Raw genomic sequence first — 20,975 nt, 5'->3', positions numbered from 1 at the left:
CATCCACCAGCAGTTCCAGTTCCTCAAGTCACTATCCACTCATTGTCGAGAAGGGCCCGGGCATTCAGTCACTCCGGGCCTTGAAAGGAAACCATCGTGTCTACCAAACCTTCCATCGCTTCCTCCGCCTTCTCCCGGCGGGGGTTCCTGGGCTTCGCTGCCGCCGCGGCCTCCGCGCCCCTCCTGGCCGCGTGCGGCGGCGGCTCCGCTTCGCAGGGCGGTGGCAGCGCGGGTGGAACGATCAAGTTCTGGGACATGCCGTGGGCCACCCCGGCCTACAACGACGCTGCCAAGAAGCTCGCGGAAGGCTTCTCCGGAGCCAACAGCAAAGCCAGCTACCAGATCATCCAGTGGAACAACTTCTACCAGACCTTCTCCTCGGCCATCGCGTCCAAGACCGGGCCGGCAGTGTCCACCGGCGGCGGCTTCCAGGCCTTCCAGTTCGAGCAGCAGGGCCAGATCGCGTACGCCGACAAGGTCATTGACAAGCTGAAGGAGAACGGCCAGTTCGACGACTTCCTGCCGGGCGTCCTGGACCCGTTCAAGTCGGACAAGGGCTACGTGGCGGTTCCGTGGCAGCTGGACATGCGCGTGTTCTGGTACCGGAAGTCGCTGTTCGAGAAGGCCAACGTGGCACTTCCCACCGACTGGCCGTCCCTCCTGGAAGCCGGAAAAGCACTCAAGAAGGTCGGTGCATTTGGCTTCACCACCGGCGCAGGCTCAGGCAACAACTACGGCAACCACTCCATGATCATGATGATGGTCAACAACGGCGGCGGCGTCTTCAACAAGGACGGCGAGCTGGACCTGATGAACGACCGCAATGTGGAAGCGATGGAATTTGTCCTTGAACTCGTATCCAACGGAATTGTCGATCCTGCGGCGGTCAGCTACACCACCGACAACATGTCCGCACAATGGAAGGACGGCAAGGCCGGATACGGCCTGTTCCAGGTCAACGTTCCCCAGCGCGTCGGCGACACGTCCGGAGACCTGCTGGTGGCTGACCCCATCACCGGCCCGCACGGGGACAAGGCCACCATCGTGTTCCCGAACAACATCATGATGTACACGAACACACCCTCGCAGGAAGCATCCGAGGCCTTCCTGGTGTACTACCTGGGCCAGCTCAAGGAACTGTGGAAGCAGAAGCTGATGTCCGCCCTGCCGGTTTTCAAGTCGATCACGGAACTCCCCGAATTCGCCGATGATCCCAACAACGTCAAGATCGTCAAGGACTGGCAGCCCATCGCCAAGACCTTCGCGTCCCAGGGCAACACCCTCAACGCCAACCTCGCGGCCCTTGACGGCGGCCAGGCATTGAACCAGTTCAGCCAGACGATCCTGACCGGCAAGGCCGATGCCAAGACGGCACTGCAGACTTTCCAGTCCGGCCTCGAATCGGTCCTGAAGAAGTAGAACGGTACCTGCCATGTCATCCACCACAGCACCGTCCGGCCTTGCCCGGGCCCGCCGCGGGCTTGCCCCCGGCGGGCCCGGGGCCGGGTCCCCGGACCCCGGGCACGTGAACCGCAAGAGCAAACTCTCGGCCCAGGCCACCAGGACGTTCTTCTGGCTCCTGCTCCCCTCCGTTGTCCTTCTGGTCCTGATCCACGGTTACCCGCTGATCCACGCCGGCGTGCAGGCCACCCACGACGGCGACCTGCTCCAGACCGGAAACTTCGTCGGCGGCGAGAACTTCGCCACCGTCCTGTCCTCGCCGGCGTTCTGGAAAGCCGCCCAGTTCACCCTGTGGTTCACCATCGTGGGCGTCTTCGGCTCCTGGCTGGTGGGCCTGGGCCTGGCCCTGCTGCTCCGCACCAAAATCCCCGCCGGCGCAACGTTCAAGGTCCTGCTGCTCCTGCCGTGGGTGGTGCCGATCGTGGTGTCCTCCACCGCGTGGAACTGGCTCGTTGCCACCCCGGACAGCCTGATCCCGTCCCTGTTCCGGAACCTCGGCCTGGGCACGCCGCTGTTCCTGGCCGATCCCAACCTCGCCGCCATCACCGTGATGGTCTTCAAGGTCTGGGTCAGCTTCCCGTTCATGATGATGATGATTTCAGCCGCCCTGGCTTCCGTGGACACCACCGTCTACGAAGCCGCCAGCATGGACGGTGCCACCCGGTTCCAGCAGTTCACCCAGATCACGTTGCCGCTGATTGCCCGCTCCACTTACATCTCGTGGATCCTCATGACCATCTTCTGCGTCAATGACTTTCCCACCATCTACCTGCTCACCGGCGGCGGCCCGGTCAGTGCCACAACCTCCCTGGTGGTCCTGGCCTACCGCACCGTCTTCCAGGACTTCGCCACGGGTCCCGGCGTGGCCATTGCCTTCCTCATGACCATGACCCTGGTGGTCATTTCCGTTCTCCTGTACCGCCAGATCCGAAAGTCGAGCGTCGAATAATGAGCGCAGCAGTCCACGCCCATCCCGAGTCCGGCCCCGTCCTCGGCGTCGCCGGCCCCGCCAAAGCCCGCCGCACACTCTCCGAAGCCGGCGACCGCGGCCAGTGGTGGCGGTTCGTTGCCATCCTGGTCATCACCGCCATCGTCCTCGTCCCGATCATGGTCACCGTCATCCTGGCCTTCACCCCGGGTCCGACCAGCACCACCACCGGCCTGACCTTCGAGAACCTCGCCAGCGTCTTCTCCGGAACGTTTGCCGCCACCTGGCTGCAGAACAGCCTGATCACCACGCTCTCCACGGTGGTGGTCTCCGTAGCCGTCGCCGCGCCTGCCGGCTACGTCCTCTCCCGCGGACGCAGCAAGGCCGTCTCCGGCTACTCCCTGCTGCTGTTCGTCATGCAGTCTCTGCCCATCATCACCTCGGTGGTCCCGCTGTTCATCCTCTTCGCCGGCATGGGACTGGTGGACAACCTGCTGGGCATCACCATCATCTATGTGGGCTCCACGATGACCGTTGCCACCTGGATGATGGCCGCCTACTTCGACTCCATCCCGATCAGCCTCGAAGAAGCGTCCTGGATCGACGGCTGCTCCGTGTTCGGCTCCTTCACCAAAGTGGTGCTCCGCAACAGCCTGCCCGGCATCCTCTCCACCGCGATCTTCGCCTTCCTGCTCGCCTGGAACGACTACCTCGTGGCCATCGTGTTCCTCCGCTCCAACGAAATCTTCACCCTGCCCATGGGCGTGCAGTCCTTCTTCCAGCAGAACGCCACCGACTGGACCTCCGTCATGGCCCTGGCCGTGGTCATGATGCTTCCGCCCGTCATCGTCTTCGCCACCCTGAACAAATACTTCAGCGTCGGCGGCATCGGCGGATCCCTCGCCGGCCGCTAACCAGCGCCGCAACCCTCTTTTAGAACAACCGCAAAGGAACGACATGTCTTACTCACTCCAGCTGTACACCCTGCGCAATGCCATTCAGGAGGATCTGCCGGGCACCATCAGGAAGGTAGCTGAGATCGGCTTCACCCAGGTTGAGCCGTACAACTTCGTGGCAACGGCAACGGAACTCGGTGCCGCCCTGAAGGAGAACGGCCTCACCGCACCGTCCGGCCACGCTCCCCTGCTCAGCCAGGACCAGGACGAAATCTTCGCCGCGGCCAGGGAACTGGGCATCAGCACCGTCATCGACCCGTTCCTGCCGGCCGAGCACTGGCAGAAGGCCGAGGACATCCAGGCCACCGCCGCCAAGCTCAATGCTGCAGCCAGGAAGGGCGCCGAATACGGCATCCGGGTCGGGTACCACAACCACGCCTGGGAGCTGGAGTCCACCATCGAGGGCCGTACGGCACTGGAATACTTCGCCGACCTCCTGGACCCTGAACTGGTCCTCGAAGTGGACACCTACTGGGTTGCCGTCGGAGGCCAGGACCCGGTCGATATCCTGGCCAAGCTCGGGGACCGGGTGAAGTTCATCCACATCAAGGACGGCCCGCTCAACACCGACACCAAGGCCCAGCAGCCGGCAGGCCAGGGAAAGATTGCTGTATGGGACGTCATCGGCGCCGCCAAGTCCTTGGAAGTCGGAGTTGTGGAATTTGACGACTACTCAGGCGACATCTTCGACGGCATCGCCCAGAGCCTGGCGTACCTGACCGCTGAAGCCAGCGAAGGAGCACGGGCATGAGCACCTCCTCCATGAAGAAGGGCCCGGTCGGCGTCGCCGTCATCGGCGCCGGCAACATCAGCAAGCAGTACCTGGACAACCTGACTGTCTTCCCGGACCTCAAGGTCCACGTCATCGCCGATCTGTTCGAGGACGCGGCGGCCGCCCGGGCGAAGGAATACGGGATCGCGGAGTCGGGCGGGGTGGACGCGGCGCTGAACCATCCCGACGTCGAAATCATCGTGAACCTGACTATCCCGGCGGCACACGTGGAGGTGGCCACGGCCGCCGTCAACGCAGGCAAGCACGTCTGGACGGAAAAGCCGTTCTCGCTGGACCGGGAATCCGGGCTGGGGCTGCTGAAGGCTGCCGACGCCGCGGGGCTCCGGCTCGGCTGCGCGCCGGACACGTTCCTGGGCGCCGGGCTGCAGACCGCACGGCGGTTGATTGAGCGCGGCGACATCGGCACCCCGCTGACCGCCATGACCACGTTCCAGACCCCCGGGCCGGAATCCTGGCACCCGAACCCTGCGTTCCTCTTCCAGTACGGTGCCGGGCCCCTGTTCGACATGGGTCCGTACTACCTCACCGCGCTGGTTCAGACGTTCGGGTCCGTGCGTAAGGTGGCAGCCATCGGTTCCAAGGCCAAGGAAGTCCGGGTCATCGGGTCCGGCCCCAAGCTGGGCGAGGAGTTCACGGTGGAAGTCCCCACCCACGTGTCCGCGATGGCCCAGTTCGAGGGCGGCCAGTCCTCGCACAGCGTGTTCTCCTTCGAGTCTCCCCGGCAGCGGATGGGGTTCGTGGAGATCACCGGCACCGAAGCCACCCTCTCGCTCCCGGATCCCAACTACTTCGACGGCGATATCAGGCTCTGGCGCGCGGGCGATGAAGACTGGACCGTCATCCCCGCCACCGGCGCCTCCAACGGCCGCGGCATGGGTGTGCTGGACATGGCCCGCTCCATCCGGGCCGGAGTTCCGCACCGCGCCACGGGCAACCTCGCCTACCACGTACTGGACACCATGGTCTCGATTTCCGAATCCGTCGAGTCCGGCACTTTTGTCAACGTCGAAAGCTCCGCCCCCGCGTCCCCGGCCCTCCCTGAGGACTGGGACCCCACCGCTTCCACCCTCTAGGAACCAGGCAATGAACTCCCCCGAAAGCACGGACGGCAGCAGCCCGGACAACTCACCGCTGGGTGTGGCAATGATCGGCTATGCGTTCATGGGCAAGGCCCACTCGAACGCCTGGCGCAACGTTGCCTCCCACTTCGACGTCCCGGCCTTCGAGCAGAAAGTGCTCGTGGGCCGGGACGCCGGGCAGGTCGCCGAAGCGGCCCGGAAATACGGCTGGGCGGAAACCGCGACGGACTGGCGCTCGGTCCTTGACCGGGACGACATTCACATCGTGGATATCTGCGCCCCGGGGTGGATGCACGCGGAGATCGCCATCGCGGCACTTGAGGCCGGCAAACACGTGCTGGTCGAGAAGCCGCTCGCCAACACCCTGGCCGAGGCCGAAGCCATGGCGGACGCTGCCCGGTCAGCCCGGGAACGCGGCGTACAGTCCATGATCGGTTTCAACTACCGCCGCGTACCGGCACTGGCACTGGCCCGGGAGCTCATCGCCGAGGGCCGGCTGGGAACGATCCGTCACGTCCGCGCCGCCTACCTGCAGGACTGGCTGGTGGATGCCGACTCCCCCATGACCTGGCGCCTGAACAAGGAAACCGCCGGGTCGGGCGCGCTGGGAGACATCGCCTCCCACGCGATCGACCAGGTCATGTTCCTGCTCGGCGGCACGGTCACCGAAGTCTCCGGACGGCTGCACACCTTCGTGTCCAGCCGCCCCGGGGCGGACGGCCCCGAAGAGGTAACGGTCGACGACGCCGCCTGGGCCACGCTGACCCTGGACACCGGGACCATCGCCTCCGTGGAAGTCTCGCGCATGGCCACCGGACAGAAAAACTCGCTCAAACTCGAGATCTACGGCGACAAGGGCTCCCTGCTGTTCGACCTGGAGTCCATCAACGAACTCGGTTTCCTGGACGCCACCGTCCCGGTCCGGGAACAGGGCTTCCGGCGAATCCTGGTCAACGAGCCCGAGCACCCCTACATGGCTGCCTGGTGGCCGCAGGGCCACGTGATCGGCTGGGAACACACCTTCACCCACGAGATCCGGGACTTCCTGGCCGCAATCGGCGGCGGCACCCCGCCGTCGCCGTCGTTCGAGGAAGGCCTGGCCGTACAGCGGGTGCTGGCCGCCATCGAAGAATCCGCCAACGCCAAGTCCTCCATTATCCAGATCAGCACGTCCCCCGTCCCCGTTACCGAAGGAGCCTGACATGCCCCGCCCGTACACCCTGTTCACCGGCCAGTGGGCCGACCTCCCATTCGAGGAAGTCGCCAAGCTCGCCTCCGGCTGGGGCTACGACGGCCTCGAAATCGCCGTCTCCGGGGACCACCTGGACGCCTGGCGCTGGGACGAACCCGGCTACGTCGAGTCCAAGCTCGCCGTCCTGGAAAAGTACAACCTGAAGGTGTGGGCCATCTCCAACCACCTCAAGGGCCAGGCCGTCTGCGATGACCCGATCGACTTCCGGCACGAGGCGATCGTCGGGTCCAAGGTCTGGGGCGACGGCGACCCCGAGGGCGTCCGCCAGCGCGCCGCCGAGGAAATGAAACACACCGCCCGCCTGGCCAAGGCACTCGGCGTGGACACCGTCGTCGGCTTCACCGGCTCCTCGATCTGGCAGTACGTGGCCATGTTCCCGCCCGTCCCGGAAAAGGTCATCGAAGCCGGCTACCAGGACTTCGCGGACCGCTGGAACCCCATCCTGGACGTCTTCGACGAATGCGGCGTCCGCTTCGCCCACGAAGTGCACCCCTCCGAGATCGCCTACGACTACTGGACCACCGTGCGCACCCTCGAAGCGATCGGCCACCGTCCGGCGTTTGGCCTGAACTGGGACCCGTCCCACTTCATGTGGCAGGGCATCGACCCCGTCTCGTTCATCTGGGACTTCAAGGACCGGATCTACCACGTGGACTGCAAGGACACCAAGCTCCGCCCCACCGGCCGGAACACCGTCATGGGCTCCCACCTGCCCTGGGGCGACCCCCGCCGCGGCTGGGACTTCGTCTCCGCCGGACGCGGCGACGTCCCCTGGGAATCGTCCTTCCGCGCCCTCACCGCGATCGGCTACAACGGACCCATCTCCGTCGAATGGGAAGACGCCGGCATGGACCGCCTCCACGGCGCCCCCGAAGCCCTCGCCGCGCTCAAGAAGTTCGACTTCCCCGCCTCCCAGACCAGCTTCGACGCCGCCTTCAGCAGCAATGACTAGCCGTTGAACCACACGATCGATGACGCCAACGGGTTCGTCCCGATGTTCGACGGCGCGAGCCTGGCCGGGTGGCACGCCGCACCCCGGGTGTACGGTACTGAGTATCCTGGCGGCCCCGAGCTCCTGGAGCTCTTCGACCGCCGCGGCATCCCCCGCCCGGGGGAACCCGAAAAGCACCCGGCCAGGTGGTTCGTGGAAGACGGCGTCCTCGTCGGCGAGCAGGACACTCCGGGCAGCGGGTACGGCGGGTATCTCGTCAGCGACCAGCCCTATGGCGACTTCGAACTTGTTCTCGAAATGCGCCCTGACTGGCCGGCCGACACCGGAGTCATGATCCGCAGGCAACGGGACAGCTGGGAGGGTTTCCAGGTGCTCGTGGACCACCGTCCCTCCGGCGGCATCGGCGGGTTCTTCGGCAACGGGCTGGCGAGCTTCTCCGCCGTCCCGTTCGCCATTGATGCGGCCCTCGACGACGGCGGCCGGCCCACGGGGCTGGTCGCCGATGATCCGGCCACCTCGGTGGAACCCGTCACGGAAGAGAAGCGTGCGCGCCTAAGCCACGCCGCGGACGTCGGGGACTTCCTTAAAGTGTGGCGCTGGGATGACTGGAACGAGCTCCGCATCCGCTGTGTGGGCGCCATGCCCGTGATCACTACCTGGGTCAACGGCCTCAGGATCGCCGAGCTGGACACCGCCACGCTGGACTCGCCGAACTACAACCCGGAGGATGTCCTGGCAGTGCTCGGCGAGCGCGGGCACATCGCGTTGGAAGTCCACGACAACGACTCCATGTTCGGCGAGGCCCGCTGGGGCAAGGGCGCGCAGTGCCGGTGGCGGAACATCCGGATCAAGGAGCTCTGAGCATGCTGCGCACCCTTCGGCCCGGCCAGCGCTGCGAAGTCTGGATTGCAGGCGTCACCGGCGAGCGCGAGCTGGTGTTCACGTCCGACGAGCTCCTCCTCGAAGCGCCCAACTGGACCCTCGACGGCTCGGCCCTGGTCCTCAACGGGGACGGAAAGCTCTGGAATTTTGATGTTGCCGGCCGCACCATCAGCCATGTCCCCCTCACCGGCATCCCCGACCTCAACAACGACCATGTCCTCGCCCCCGACGGAAAGCAGATCTTCCTCTCGGCGAACGACGGCCACATCTACCGCGCGCCTCTGGGCGGCGGTGCGGCAGAGAGAGTCACGGCCGACGACGGCTCCTTCCATTTCCTGCACGGCGTTAGTCCCGACGGCGGCGAGCTCGCCTACGTGGGGATCGAGGCCGGCGACTTCAGCCAGCCGGGGCGGCTCCTGACGGTTCCGGCCGGCGGCGGCCAGGCCACCCTCGTGGACGTCGGTACCGGCCATTGCGACGGGCCCGAGTACTCGCCCGACGGAAAGTGGCTCTACCTGAACACGGAGTCCTTCAGCTCTCTCCCCGGTCACGCCCAGCTTGCCCGTGTGCAGGTTGACGGAAGCGGTTTCGAGCGCCTCCTTGAGAGCGAAACGGTCGACTGGTTCCCCCACCTCTCCCCCGACGGAGAGCTGGCAAGCTATATCCGCTTCCCCAGCCGAACAGAAGGCCACCCCGCCGACCTGCCCGTCGACGTCGTGCTTGTCTCCACCGGCGACTGGGCCGCACCGCTGCACACGTGGTCCCTCTTCGGAGGCCAGGGAACACTGAACGTCAACAGCTGGTCACCCGATTCCAGGCGCTTTGCGTTTGTGGCGTACCCGCTGGCCAACACCGACTCATCAAAGGACCACGTTCGTGACTGATCAACCCACCGGCACCTCCGACGGAACAATCCGCTGGGGCATCCTCGGCACCGGCTTCATCGCCGGGCTGCAAGCGCAGGACCTGAACGAGAACGGCTTCACGGTGCAGGCTGTCGGGTCACGCTCGCTGGACTCGAGCAAGGCGTTTGCTGAGCAGTACGGCGTGGCAACCGCGCACGGCAGCTATGAGGACTTGGTGGCAGACCCGTTGGTTGACGTGGTCTACATCGCCACGCCGCACCCGTTCCACCACGCCAATGCCTTGTTGGCGTTGAACGCGGGCAAGCACGTGCTGGTGGAGAAGTCGTTCACCATGAACGCCCGCGAAGCCCGGGACATTGTTAACCTCGCGGAATCCAAGGGGCTCGTGGCGCTGGAAGCCATGTGGACCCGATTCCTCCCGCACATGATCCGCCTCCGCGCAATCATCCAGGAAGGCACTATCGGCGAGGTAAGGAAGGTGGTCGCCAGCCACAACCAGAGCCTGCCCAAGGACCCTGCCCACAGGCTGAACGATCCTGCACTGGGCGGCGGAGCGCTGCTGGACCTCGGCATTTACCTGATCTCCTTCGCGTTCGACATCCTGGGCACCCCGGAGACCATCCGCGCCAGCGCCTCGATGACCGCCACGGGGGTCGACCGCCAGACAGCGGCGATTTTTGAGTATGTCGGCGGCCAGCAGGCCATTGTGGACTGCGAACTGGACGCCGCCAGCGCCAACCGGGCCATGGTCATCGGGACCGAAGGGTGGATCGACATCGAACCAACCTGGTACAACCCGACCCCGTTTACCGTCCATGCGGTTGACGGGACCATTGTGGAGCGGTTCGACCAGCCGGTCACCAGCCGCGGTATGCAGTACCAGGCTGCAGAACTGGAACGCCTCGTCCGCGCGGGCGACTCGGCCGGCACCATCCTTCCGCCCAGCGAATCAGTTGCAGTCATGGCAGCAATGGACGAGATCCGCCGCCAGATCGGACTCACGTACGCTGCCGACGGCCTGCCTGAAGGGACCGTCCCGAATGACTGAGACCGACTCACCGCGGATCACCGAACTCCGGCAGCACGAGGAATGGATCCGCCGCAAGTCGGCCGCCACCCTGCGGTTTGAACGCAGCACGGCACTGTTGTCCGAAGAGTTCGCGGCCAAGGGCTTCGACCCCCTGCAAGGCGGGTGGCTCGCGCCGGAGGACTACACCCTGGCCGGGGGCTCCTTCCCCGTCCGCGTCCGGGGCACGGGCGTCGTCGCCGCTGTCACGGCCTCCGGGCTGTCCTCCGACGACGACCACCAGCTGCTGGTCGACAGCATCAGGACGTACCTCAAGGATCCCGCCGAATAGACTCTTGCCCATGACGCACACCATCCGGAAGGCAACTGCGGACGACGCCGGAAGGCTGGCCGGGCTGGCCGCCGTCACCTTTCCGCTCGCCTGCCCGCCGCAGTCCTCCCCCGCCGACATCGCGGCGCATCTTGCGAACACCCTCAGCGAGGCGAACTTCCGCAGTTACCTGTCGGACCCGGACATCACGGTGCTGGTGATCGATTCCGACGGCGACCTCCGCGGTTACAGCATGCTGGTGCACCGGCCGGCCGGCGACCCGGACGTTGCCGCCGCCCTGACGATCCTTCCTGCCACCGAGCTCAGCAAGTGCTACGTGCACCCGGACCACCATGGCCTGGGCGCAGCCGCCGAACTGATCCACGCCAGCCTGGGCGAGGCCGCGGCCTCCGGAGCCGCCGGAATGTGGCTGGGCGTCAACAGCCAGAACGCCAGGGCCGTCCGCTTCTACGAGAAATCCGGCTTCCGGAAGGTGGGCACCAAGTCGTTCACCCTGGGGACCACAGTGGAGCACGACTTCGTGATGGAGCGCGCACTTCCACCAGCGCGAACGGACAGTTGAGGCCCCCGTCCCGGCGCAGGGGTGAGCCACGTGACATGCCGCCAGGGGAATGGATCCGGCGGGCAAGCGGTTGTTGCCAGCATGAAGATTGAGATCTGGTCCGACGTCGCGTGCCCCTGGTGCTACATCGGCAAGCGCCGTTTCGAAGCAGCCCTGGCCGAATTCCCGCACCGCGATTCCGTGGAGGTGCAGTGGCGCAGCTACCAGCTCGATCCCGGCCTGCCGGAGCACTACGACGGCACGGAACTGGAGTACCTCAGCACCCGCAAGGGCATGGCGCCGGCGCAGGTCTCGCAGATGTTCGACCATGTGGCGGAGCAGGCCAAAGGTGAGGGCCTCACCTACCGGTTTGACGACGTCGTGGTTGCCAACAGCTTCACCGCACACCGGCTCATCCATCTGGCCGCCGCCCACGGCAAGCAGGATGCCGCCAAAGAGCGCCTGCTGAGCGACCATTTTGAGCACGGCAAGGACATCGGCAGCCGGGAGTACCTCACGTCCCTCGGCCAGGACCTGGGAATCGACGCCGGGGAGCTGGAGGAGCTGTTCACCACGGACAAATATGCCGACGACGTCCGGCTCGACTTCGAAGAAGGCCGGGCTCTGGGCATCACCGGCGTGCCGTTCTTCGTGATTGACCGCAAGTACGGCCTCTCCGGTGCCCAGCCGTCGGCGATGTTCAGCCAGGCACTCACCCAGGCCTGGCATGAGAAGCAGCCCCTCGTCATGGCGGGCGCCGGCACCGGAGCGGACGGCAGCAAAAGCGGCGACGCCGGCGCCGAGGCGTGCGGTCCCGCCGGCTGCGCCGTCTGACGCGCCCCTGAGTAATCGAGTTTTTGTCCAGATAACGCGGCCAAACCCACGTTTAGCTCGCGTTATCTGGACAAAAAATCAAATAGGTTTGCTGACAGATCGCTGTAAAGTGTCTGTATGCCTAGGATTTCGGCCGCCACGAATGCTGCCCAACGAGCCGAGACCCAACGCCGTATCCTGACCGGCTTCGGCGAACTCCTCTTCACCCACGGCCTGCCCGGCCTCACCATGACTGATGTTGCGCGCCATGCCGGCATCGGACGCACTGCCGTGTACAACTACTACGCGGACATCGAGGAACTGCTGATCGCCTACGCCCTGGACGAAACCGAGCGCTTCCTCGACGGCCTCAGGGAATCCCTGCAGTCCTTGGAGAACCCGGTGGAACGCCTGGCCCTGTACGTCCGCACCCAGGTGGAGGACCTGAGCCGCCGCCACCTGCCGCCGGGCCCGGCCATGGCGGCAGTGCTCTCGCCCGCGTCCTTCTCCAAGCTCGCGGACCATGTGGGCGAGCTCAGCCTCCTCCTCCAGGACATCCTGCGCGACGCAATGGCGCAGGGCTACCTGCCCGAGGCGGACATCACCCAGCTGGCCCAGCTTATCCACGGCACCTTGTCCTCCAGCGCCGCGCGCGGCGACGGCACGCCCGAAGCGGTGCTGCGAACCGTTCGGTTCATCCAGCTCGGAGCGGGGGCACGGTTCGACGACGGCCGTCCCGTCACGCTCGCCGGACCCTAGCCGGTTACAGCCGTTCCAGCCCCAACCCCGGCCAGGCTCAGCCGGATTTAGGGATCACCGGCCACTTGGCGCTGTCGACGATCCGGCGGCTGTCGCGCGGGCAGCTGAGCCGGCCGGGCGTCTGGTCCACGAGTTCAGGCGCATTCAATTCCTTGAATTCACCCGTAAGGATCACATCCACACTGCCGTCTGACCGGCCGTCCTGGAAGTAATCCGACGCGGGAAGGTTCCGCTGGACGCTGAAGGCGGCCGACTGGCCGGCGGCACCGGAAAGCACCGCGGCCACGCCGCGGTACCCGGACTGGGTGTTGCCTACCTCCGCCACCGCGAATTTCCTGGCAAGGAACTCGTCCGCCACCGAACGCGCCAGGCCCGGCCGGTTGGTGGCGTTGAAGACCCTGAGGGTGACTTTGTCGTTCGGGGTGTAGTCAAAAGTGGTTGCGGGGCACGCCGAGGCGGCAGACGCGGTCCGCTCCGCCGTCGGGATCTTGATCTGGCCGTTCATGATGGCAAGCGCAACCAATATCGCGGAGATGATCAGCCCCACCAGCAGGACCAGCACCACACCGTGCAGGATCCGACGACGCAGCCGGACAGGGTTGTCTGCCGTGTCATCCTGTTCAACGAACGTGGCCCTGAGTTCCTGTCCGGAAACAACGCGGTGTCCGTGCAGGACTGTGGGGTCTTTGGGCTTCCTAGCCATCTATCACCAGCACACGGGCGTGGATGGCGGTGCGCTGATGCAGTGCGGTCCGGACGGCACGGTGCAGCCCGTCCTCGAGGTACAGGGTTCCCCGGTACTGCACCACGTGGGGAAAGAGGTCGCCGAAGAACGTGGAGTCCTCGGCGAGGAGAGCCTCGAGGTCGAGGGTGCGCTTGGTAGTCACCAGCTCATCGAGCCGGACAGGCCGCGGCGGAAGGGCGGCCCATTCCTTGGGGGTGTTGTAACCATGGTCGGGGTAGGGGCGGCCCTCGCCCACAGCTTTGAATATCACCCTGCCAGCCTATGGAAGTTGCCCGGCCAAGGGAACGAATGACCCCGCGCAGTTCCAAGGTTGTAGCCAAACAGTGACCATTGGGGCCGGCGACGCAGCAAGGCAACATTCTGCGCCGGGCCGGTCCGGACTGCGAGAATGGAGGCATGACTGCACCCGGTAACCGCGCCGCCGCATCGGCGTCGGCTCCTCCCCTTGCCCTACTGCTCGACGTCGACGGCCCTGTGGCCAGTCCGGTCACCCGCGATGTCAAGCCGGAGATCATTGCGGACATGGTGGCCCTGGCCACCGCCGGGATTCCGGTCATCTTCAACACGGGCCGCTCGGACGCGTTCATCCGCAAGCAGGTCATGGAGCCCATGATCGCGGCAGGCATGCCGAGCGGAACCATCATCCACGCCATCTGCGAGAAGGGTGCCGTCTGGTTCAGCTACACGGCCGCGGGGCCCGGCCCCATGCATGTGGACCACGACCTCGCAGTCCCCCGTGCCTACGGCGATGACGTCCGCCGGCTGGTTTCCGAGGACTACGCGAACCACATGTTCTACGACGAAACCAAGCGCGCCATGGTATCCGTGGAGCAGCACATCGACGTGCCCAGCCAGGACTACCTCGACGAACAGAAACTGTTCGATGCCGACGCCATGGAACTGATGGCCCGGCACGGCCTGGGCGTGGTCCGGCTGGACCACCATGCTCCCGATTCGGACGACCAGGTGGACTACCGGGTGGACCCCACCATCATTTCCACCGACATCGAGTCGGTACGCCTCGGCAAGGACCTGGGTGCCAGCCGCGCCGTGGAACTCCTCGCCGCGCAGGGAATCCGGCCTCTCGCCTGGCGCACGGTGGGCGACTCCCGCACCGACTACGCCATGGCCGACTGGCTGCACCACAACGACCACGAGGTGAAGCACGTGGACGTCCGCCCGGCGGACGGGGTTCCCGTCAAGCCGTACGCGGTCCTGACCGCCGCCGACCTGGGGCTCGCCGAAGACGTGATCCACGACGACGCCGGCGCGGCGTTCCTGCGCAGCTGGCGGGACGCCCTGGCCGGCTGAGTCCGGGATTAGTCCGGTTTTTTTGCGCGGGTTATTATGCAGGTAGGACCTCTATAGACAAAAGCTCGGAGAAACACCATTACAGACGCACTCGTTCAGGATGAGATCTACTACGGCGGTCAGCCCTCCGACGACGGCCGGAGCCACGCCGAAGTTACGTCGCCCGCCGCTGTTGCGCGGCTGAAGAACCGCCCCGACGTGGTCCGCCACCGGGGGCGCTACGCGCTAATCAATGACACCCGGACGCCTTATCAGGCCATGGTGGAGGACCTGCTGTTCATCCGCAATGTCCTCGCGAATGCGGGCCTGGACTACCTCTTGGTCCGCGGCAACAACCACCGGCCGGTCATTGCGCTGGACTGGGAGAACCGGAAGAAGCTCCGGGCCGCGCTGGTGGAAGCGTGCCGTGACGAGCCTGTTTACTCCATGACCGTGGATGCCAAGAAGAAGTCCTCTGTCCTGGTGGCCGACGGCGAGCTCTCCCCCAACCGCCAGGCCCGGATCTTCCGGCTCTACCGTCCGCGCGTTGAGCCCAACGGCGGTTTCGACTTCGGCTCCTCCGCCGGCGTGCAGATCGAGCTGTGGAGCTTTGAAGGCAACCAGCTGATCCTGCCGATCGAAAATTCCCTCACCCGCCGGACCATGCTCACCACCGACGCAGTGCGCGGCACCGTGGAGCGCTACGGCCACACCTGGCCCACCATCGAGAACATGTTCGCGGACCACGCGAGCGATATCAGCTTCGACATCGACATGGTGTTTTCCTGGGTGGACGGCAGCTCGCCGGAGTACATCGCCGCGCGGCGCGCCAGGATGGCAGGCGTGGTGGTGGGCGAAGGCGATGACCACGAGGCCCGCTACCGCCAGATCGACGAACTGAAGTATGCCCTGCGCTCGGTCTACATGTTCGCTCCGTGGGTGCGGCGCATCTTTATCGCCACGGACTCCCCGGCGCCCGCCTGGCTGGCCGACCACCCGTCGGTGACCATTGTGCGCAGTGAAGAATTTTTCGCGGACCCGTCCGTGCTGCCCACGCACAATTCACAGGCCGTCGAGTGCCAGCTGCACCACATTGAGGGGCTCTCGGAGCACTTCCTGTACTCCAACGACGACATGTTCTTCGGCCGCGCGGTGGGACCGGACATGTTCTTCACCCCGGGCGGCGTCACCAAGTTCATTGAGGCGGAAACCCGCATCGGGCTGGGCGACAACGACGCAGAGCGCAGCGGCTTCGAGAACGCTGCCAGGGTGAACCGGAAACTCCTGTGGGACCGGTTCGGCCGGATCACCACCCGCCACCTGGAGCACACGGCTGCCCCGTTGCGGCGGAGCGTGGTGGCCACCATGGAGCAGGAATTCCCGCAGGAATTCGCCAAGACCGCGGCAAGCCGGTTCCGTGCCGCGGACAATATCTCCGTCACGAACTCCTTTTACCACTACTACGCCCTGCTGACCGGGCGGGCGGTCACCCAGACCGCAGCGAAGGTCAGGTACATCGACACGACGATGCGGTCTGGCCTCAATTACCTGCCCAAGCTGCTGTCCAAGCGCAACATGGACTTCTTCTGCCTGAACGACGGCAGCTTCCCCGAAGTGGAAGCCGACGAACGTGCCGAACTGGTGACGGACTTCCTGGAGAAGTACTACCCCATCAAGGCGCCCTGGGAAAAGTAGAAACTCAGCGTCCGGAACCCATGCTGACCATGGGGATGCTCTGGGTGGGCGGGTGTCCCTGTGTCTTCGCCTGGCGGGGAATGCGGACGCCCGCGGCCGCCAGGCGCCGCTGGGTTTCCGCCGCGCTCACAACCTCGCCCACGGCTGCCGCGCTGCCGACAGGCACCACGGAATGCACAATCGTGTGTTCATACACGTGCACAAGGTTGAAGGCCTGGCCGCCGTCGTGCGGGCGCGTGCCGCCCACGGGTACGTTCAGGTCCTGGGTGTAGCAGGTGGCAGAGGCCACCGACACCGGAATGCCTGCGAAGGTGGCGGTGGTGGAGTAGTGCAGGTGGCCGGCCAGGATGGTGCGGACGTCCGAGTTGCGCAGGACCGCTGCAAGGGCCGGCTGGCCGCGGAGCTCCACAAGGACGGCAAGGTCCAGGATGGAGGGGACCGGTGGGTGGTGCAGCGCCAGGATGGTGCCGTCCGGCGCAGGGGTGGCGAGTTCTGCGGCGAGCCATTCCAACTGCTCCTCGCTGAGTTCACCATGGTGGAACCCCGGCACCGAGGTGTCCAGGGTGATCACCCGCAGTCCGTTGACGAAGTAGCTGTGGTCCAGCGGTGAATCGTTCCCGGGCTGGTCGAGCAGGCCGGCGCGGAAGTTCCCACGGTCGTCGTGGTTTCCCATGGCCCAGATGACCTGCGCGTTCATCGCCTTGCAGGCGGGTTCAACGATGGCCCTCAACTTTACATACGCCTCGGGTTCGCCCTGGTCAGCCAGGTCGCCGGTGAAAATCACGGCTTCCGGACGGGCCCCTGAGGCTTTGACTTCCTCAAACAGCTGTTTCAGGCGGGCTTCGCTGTCTACTGTGCCATACAGATGATCCGGACCCCCCAACAGGTGGGGGTCGCTCAGGTGGAGTAGAAAATGACGCGGCCGGGGGTGTTCGGCCTCGATGAGCTCCATTACTGCCTTCGTGGTTGGTTGGAAGCGGCGCCTCCAGTGTCCCTCTCAGTAAGGTCTATCCAATCAGACATTCGGCCAACAATGTGCAAACTCCAGTAGGCATGTTTGAAAATATGGAAATAACGAGTAGTCCGGCGGACACACACCCCAGAGGGTACGTGTCCGCCGGCACGTAGTTACTCAGCTCTTCGGCGGCTTAGCTCAGGTAGCCGTTCGGGTTGAGGACGTACTTCGTGGCGGCGCCGGCGTCGAACTCGGCGTAGCCCTTGGGAGCGTCCTCCAGTGAAATGGCCTTAGCGTTCACGTTCTTGGCGATGTTCACCTTGTCGTTCAGGATGGCCATCATCAACTGGCGGTTGTACTTCATCACCGGGCACTGGCCTGTGGTGAAGCTCAGCGACTTGGCCCATCCGGTACCCAGGCTCAGGCTCAGGGAACCCTTCTTGGCTGCCTCGTCAATGCCGCCCGGATCACCCGTGACGTACAGCCCCGGGATGCCCAGTGCACCGCCGGCGGCGGTGATGTCCATCAGCGAGTTCAGCACGGTGGCCGGAGCTTCCTCGGCGTCCTTGCCGTGTCCGTGACCGCGTGCCTCGAAGCCCACCGCGTCCACGCCGCAGTCCACTTCCGGTACGCCAAGGATCTGCTCGATCTGCTCCGCCGGGCCCCCTTTGGTGAGGTCCACCGTTTCGCAGCCAAAGCTGCGCGCCCGCGCGAGCCGGTCCTCGTTCAAGTCACCGACGATTACGACGGCGGCGCCCAGCAAGTGGGCGCTTGTGGCCGCGGCCAGGCCGACCGGGCCGGCACCGGCGATGTAGACGGTGGAGCCGACGCCGACCCCGGCACTGACGGCGCCATGGAATCCCGTGGGGAAGATGTCCGAAAGCATGGCCAGGTCGAGGATCTTCTCCATGGCCCGGTCCTTGTCCGGGAACTTCAGCAGGTTCCAGTCCGCGTAGGGCACCAGGACGTAGTTGGCCTGGCCGCCCACCCAGCCGCCCATGTCGACGTACCCGTAGGCGCTTCCCGGCCGGTCCGGATTGACGTTGAGGCAGATGCCGGTCTTGCGTTCCTTGCAGTTGCGGCAGCGCCCGCAGGCGATGTTGAACGGAACGGAGCAGATGTCCCCCACCTTGATGAACTCAACGTCCGGGCCGATTTCCACTACTTCACCGGTGATTTCGTGCCCCAGGACGAGGTCCGGCGGAGCAGTGGTGCGGCCGCGAACCATGTGCTGGTCGGAGCCGCAGATGTTGGTGGCAACGGTCTTGAGGATCACGCCATGGCGCACGGAGCGGCCCACATTGGCGGGGTTGACGCCCGGTCCGTCCTTGAGTTCGAAGCTGGGATAGTCGATGTCGATCAGTTCGACCTTGCCCGGTCCTTTGTAGGCAACGGCTTTGTTCCCTGTCATCTCTTTCCTCCTGGTTTCACGGGCACCGCAAGGATGTCCCGTGTGATTCATGAAGTACTGATGCGCCCTCCGAGGCAGGCATGGACCGGCCGCGCCGTCCCGCAGTGGTGCAGCGGGCGAAGCCGCGGCCTTGCTGGACAGATTGGAGGGTCCGGCCAGTCTAGGCGGTAAGCATGCTGAGGAACATGGGCCGTTGGGCCCTAGTGCCCGCCGTCATAGCGGTGTCGTCTCACGCACTGTCGTCAGGCGAGGGCATCCTCGATGGCGGCGATGACCTCCGGCGAATCCGGCTCCACCGTGGGCGCAAAGCGGGCCACCACAAACCCGTCGCGGTTGACCAGGAACTTTTCAAAGTTCCACTTCACCATCCCGGGGAGAAGCCCGTTCTTGAATTTGGTGAGTTCTGCGTACAGCGGGTGCTGGTTCCTGCCGCGCACATCAGCCTTTGCGGCCAGCGGGAATGTCACGCCGAAATTGCGTTCGCAGAATTCGGCGATTTCGTCGTCGCCACCCGGTTCCTGTCCGGCGAACTGGTTGCACGGCACGCCCAGGATCTCGAATCCTTGGTCCTTGAACTTGCCGTACAGCAATTCAAGGCCGGCGTACTGCGGCGTGAAGCCACACTGGGAGGCCACGTTGACCACCATCACCACGTTTCCCTTGAAGCGGCCAAAATCGGTTTCGGTTCCGTCATTGAGGGTCAGCGGAATGGAGTGGATCGAATTCACGGAGGGCTTCCTTAAGAAACTGGTCATGGCTGCTATTCGTTGACAACGGCCAAGTGTATGGGTTGGCGCCCTGTGAATTCCGGCGCGGTCCTTCGGGAGGAGGAACGCGGTGGTAAACCGAATGCCCTTATGGCCCGGGGGTGGGTGTTTCTGTTGGCGTCGGCTCGGCCGTGGGTTCCGTAGTCGGTTCCGGGGAAGGTTCCCACGCGGGTTCCGCGGTGGGCTCAGCGGTGGCTGTGAACGAAGGTTCCGCGGTGGGCTCAGCGGTGGCTGTGAACGAAGGCTCTGCGGTGGGCTCAGCCGTGGGTTCCGTAGTCGGTTCCGGGGAAGGTTCCCACGTGGGTTCCGCGGTGGGCTCAGCCGTGGGTTCCGCGGTGACGCTCTCCGTCGGCGACGCCGGCTCAGTGGACTGCCCGGTCTGGGTTGGAGTCGGCGTCGGCGTTGGAGTCGGCGGCGGCGTGGGAGTCGGCGTCGGGGTGGCCGTAGCGGTGCCGGTAGGCGTTTGAGTTGGGGTCGCCGTCGAGCTTCCCGACACGGAAGACGTCGCAGAAGGCGTCGCAGGAGCCGACGACGTCCCGGTGGCCGTCGCGGCGGGCGTTTCCGGCGCGGGAACTTCAGCCTCGCCGCCCGACACCGTGTGCGCGTTGTCCGCGGAGACGGGGATGGCCCAGGTGGGATCGCCCTCGGGGGCGCCGATGCCGGGAACGTAGCTGATCATGTCGATGTTCCCCAGCTCATCCAGCTGCTTGGTGGGCAGCAGTGTCCAGTCCAGGGGGTTGGCGTGGACGCCGTTGAGGATAGTTTCAAAATGCAGGTGGCACCCCGTGGACGAACCAGTGGTGCCGACTTTAGCTATGACCTCACCCACCTGGACAGAGTCGCCCTTCTTGACGGCGATCCCTTCCAAATGGTTGTAGGTGGTGATCAGCCCGTTGCCATGGTCGATCTCCAAACGATTGCCGCCACCCCACGGGTGCCAGCCCACGGCCCTGACCACACCGGCGTCGGCCGCGTACACGCGACTGCCGCACGCAGCCGCAAAGTCCTGGCCCCAGTGGAACTCACCCGCGGTCCCGGTCAGCGGGCTGACCCGGAGCCCGAAGCCTGAAGTTTCGGTCAGGACTTCCAAGGGAGACATCAGGGAACCGGCAGGTGGCCGCCTCAGTTCGTCGGAGGCAACGTTGAGTTCACGCTGGCCGCTTTTGGAGCTTGTCCGGATGTCGCTGCGGCTGAAGGAGATCAGGGCGTTGGCATTGGCCGAAACGGCGTCGGGGGCAATGCCCAGCGGTTTGACGAAGGCATCCGGCCACCAGGGCGCAATGCCCGCATTGCCTATCGGGGCCTGCTTCGAGGCGGCAACCACCGCAGATGGCGCAGCCGCGGGCATTTGGAGACTAAGCCCAATCACACCAAACGTTGAAACGGCGCATACGCCAAGAATCCGTGCAGCGGCGAGGCAGGGCCTGGCTGGTTGCTCGTCGTGTCCATATCCCCAGTGATTTCCCACGTGC

At 65.3% G+C, this 20,975-nt stretch carries 22 protein-coding genes; 16 read left to right on the top strand and 6 right to left on the bottom strand.

Annotation, left to right across the window (positions count from 1 at the left end; all coding sequences use genetic code 11):
- Positions 1–96 precede the first annotated feature (96 nt).
- The 14 genes from Q8Z05_RS10900 to Q8Z05_RS10835 all read left to right on the top strand — a co-directional run bounded on the left by Q8Z05_RS10900 (position 97) and on the right by Q8Z05_RS10835 (position 12,640).
- Positions 97–1,419 (top strand): ABC transporter substrate-binding protein, encoded by a 1,323-nt coding sequence (locus Q8Z05_RS10900; RefSeq protein WP_305939671.1) that lies wholly within the window; start codon positions 97–99, stop codon positions 1,417–1,419.
- A gap of 13 nt (positions 1,420–1,432) precedes the next feature.
- On the top strand, positions 1,433–2,410 hold the full coding sequence (locus tag Q8Z05_RS10895) for a carbohydrate ABC transporter permease (RefSeq protein WP_305939670.1): 978 nt from the start codon (positions 1,433–1,435) through the stop codon (positions 2,408–2,410).
- Complete coding sequence (locus Q8Z05_RS10890) at positions 2,410–3,303, top strand: carbohydrate ABC transporter permease (protein ID WP_305939669.1); 894 nt, start codon at positions 2,410–2,412, stop codon at positions 3,301–3,303. The genes Q8Z05_RS10895 and Q8Z05_RS10890 overlap by 1 nt, the downstream gene beginning before the upstream one ends.
- Before the next feature lie 43 nt (positions 3,304–3,346).
- Positions 3,347–4,096 (top strand): sugar phosphate isomerase/epimerase family protein, encoded by a 750-nt coding sequence (locus tag Q8Z05_RS10885; protein ID WP_305939668.1) that lies wholly within the window; start codon positions 3,347–3,349, stop codon positions 4,094–4,096.
- Positions 4,093–5,211, top strand: coding sequence for a Gfo/Idh/MocA family protein (locus Q8Z05_RS10880; protein WP_305939667.1), 1,119 nt, complete (start codon positions 4,093–4,095; stop codon positions 5,209–5,211). Before Q8Z05_RS10885 ends, Q8Z05_RS10880 begins: the two co-directional genes overlap by 4 nt.
- 10 nt (positions 5,212–5,221) lie before the next feature.
- Positions 5,222–6,418 carry a Gfo/Idh/MocA family protein gene (locus tag Q8Z05_RS10875; protein ID WP_305939666.1) on the top strand — a complete coding sequence of 399 codons (1,197 nt, stop codon included), beginning with the start codon at positions 5,222–5,224 and terminating at the stop codon, positions 6,416–6,418.
- Between the two features lies 1 nt (position 6,419).
- A complete protein-coding gene (locus Q8Z05_RS10870) occupies positions 6,420–7,421 on the top strand; it encodes a sugar phosphate isomerase/epimerase family protein (protein WP_305939665.1) in 1,002 nt (333 codons plus the stop codon).
- Between the two features lie 3 nt (positions 7,422–7,424).
- Entirely contained in the window at positions 7,425–8,282 is an 858-nt protein-coding gene (locus Q8Z05_RS10865; protein ID WP_305939664.1) for a 3-keto-disaccharide hydrolase, read from the top strand.
- 2 nt (positions 8,283–8,284) lie between these two features.
- Entirely contained in the window at positions 8,285–9,187 is a 903-nt protein-coding gene (locus tag Q8Z05_RS10860; protein WP_305939663.1) for a TolB family protein, read from the top strand.
- Complete coding sequence (locus Q8Z05_RS10855; protein WP_305939662.1) at positions 9,180–10,217, top strand: Gfo/Idh/MocA family protein; 1,038 nt, start codon at positions 9,180–9,182, stop codon at positions 10,215–10,217. The genes Q8Z05_RS10860 and Q8Z05_RS10855 overlap by 8 nt, the downstream gene beginning before the upstream one ends.
- Positions 10,210–10,527, top strand: coding sequence for a heme-binding protein (locus Q8Z05_RS10850; RefSeq protein ID WP_305939661.1), 318 nt, complete (start codon positions 10,210–10,212; stop codon positions 10,525–10,527). Before Q8Z05_RS10855 ends, Q8Z05_RS10850 begins: the two co-directional genes overlap by 8 nt.
- A gap of 10 nt (positions 10,528–10,537) precedes the next feature.
- A complete protein-coding gene (locus tag Q8Z05_RS10845; RefSeq protein ID WP_305939660.1) occupies positions 10,538–11,089 on the top strand; it encodes a GNAT family N-acetyltransferase in 552 nt (183 codons plus the stop codon).
- 81 nt (positions 11,090–11,170) lie between these two features.
- The gene (locus Q8Z05_RS10840) at positions 11,171–11,902 is read left to right on the top strand and encodes a DsbA family oxidoreductase (protein ID WP_305939659.1); all 732 of its coding nucleotides are present in this window, start codon (positions 11,171–11,173) and stop codon (positions 11,900–11,902) included.
- 117 nt (positions 11,903–12,019) lie between these two features.
- Positions 12,020–12,640, top strand: a complete 621-nt coding sequence (locus Q8Z05_RS10835) for a TetR/AcrR family transcriptional regulator (RefSeq protein ID WP_305939658.1) — start codon at positions 12,020–12,022, stop codon at positions 12,638–12,640.
- Positions 12,641–12,677: 37 nt separating this feature from the next.
- Here Q8Z05_RS10835 and Q8Z05_RS10830 read toward each other — a convergent pair whose 3' ends face one another.
- Both Q8Z05_RS10830 and Q8Z05_RS10825 read right to left on the bottom strand, forming a co-directional pair.
- Positions 12,678–13,343, bottom strand: coding sequence for a LytR C-terminal domain-containing protein (locus tag Q8Z05_RS10830; RefSeq protein ID WP_305939657.1), 666 nt, complete (start codon positions 13,341–13,343; stop codon positions 12,678–12,680).
- The gene (locus tag Q8Z05_RS10825; protein ID WP_028272925.1) at positions 13,336–13,635 is read right to left on the bottom strand and encodes a type II toxin-antitoxin system VapB family antitoxin; all 300 of its coding nucleotides are present in this window, start codon (positions 13,633–13,635) and stop codon (positions 13,336–13,338) included. The genes Q8Z05_RS10830 and Q8Z05_RS10825 overlap by 8 nt, the downstream gene beginning before the upstream one ends.
- Before the next feature lie 146 nt (positions 13,636–13,781).
- Between Q8Z05_RS10825 and Q8Z05_RS10820 the strand changes: the two genes are divergently transcribed.
- Together Q8Z05_RS10820 and Q8Z05_RS10815 are read left to right on the top strand one after the other, a co-directional pair.
- Positions 13,782–14,696: a hypothetical protein gene (locus Q8Z05_RS10820; RefSeq protein WP_305939656.1), complete on the top strand. Its 915-nt coding sequence runs from the start codon at positions 13,782–13,784 to the stop codon at positions 14,694–14,696.
- 198 nt (positions 14,697–14,894) lie between these two features.
- Positions 14,895–16,370: a stealth family protein gene (locus Q8Z05_RS10815; RefSeq protein ID WP_305939655.1), complete on the top strand. Its 1,476-nt coding sequence runs from the start codon at positions 14,895–14,897 to the stop codon at positions 16,368–16,370.
- Between the two features lie 4 nt (positions 16,371–16,374).
- On the opposite strand, the gene Q8Z05_RS10810 is transcribed toward Q8Z05_RS10815, so the two are convergent.
- The 4 genes from Q8Z05_RS10810 to Q8Z05_RS10795 form a co-directional block, all read right to left on the bottom strand.
- Complete coding sequence (locus Q8Z05_RS10810) at positions 16,375–17,322, bottom strand: phosphodiesterase (RefSeq protein ID WP_305939654.1); 948 nt, start codon at positions 17,320–17,322, stop codon at positions 16,375–16,377.
- A gap of 196 nt (positions 17,323–17,518) precedes the next feature.
- Positions 17,519–18,736, bottom strand: a complete 1,218-nt coding sequence (fdhA, locus tag Q8Z05_RS10805) for a formaldehyde dehydrogenase, glutathione-independent (RefSeq protein WP_305939653.1) — start codon at positions 18,734–18,736, stop codon at positions 17,519–17,521.
- Between the two features lie 242 nt (positions 18,737–18,978).
- Positions 18,979–19,464, bottom strand: a complete 486-nt coding sequence (locus Q8Z05_RS10800; protein WP_305939652.1) for a glutathione peroxidase — start codon at positions 19,462–19,464, stop codon at positions 18,979–18,981.
- Positions 19,465–19,591: 127 nt separating this feature from the next.
- Positions 19,592–20,851 carry a peptidoglycan DD-metalloendopeptidase family protein gene (locus Q8Z05_RS10795; RefSeq protein WP_305939651.1) on the bottom strand — a complete coding sequence of 420 codons (1,260 nt, stop codon included), beginning with the start codon at positions 20,849–20,851 and terminating at the stop codon, positions 19,592–19,594.
- Positions 20,852–20,975 lie beyond the last annotated feature (124 nt).

It is taken from the genome of Arthrobacter oryzae, assembly GCF_030718995.1.
Lineage (GTDB): Bacteria > Actinomycetota > Actinomycetes > Actinomycetales > Micrococcaceae > Arthrobacter > Arthrobacter oryzae_C.
Note: the sequence above shows the minus strand (reverse complement) of the source record. Positions and strands in the feature narration are given on the sequence as shown.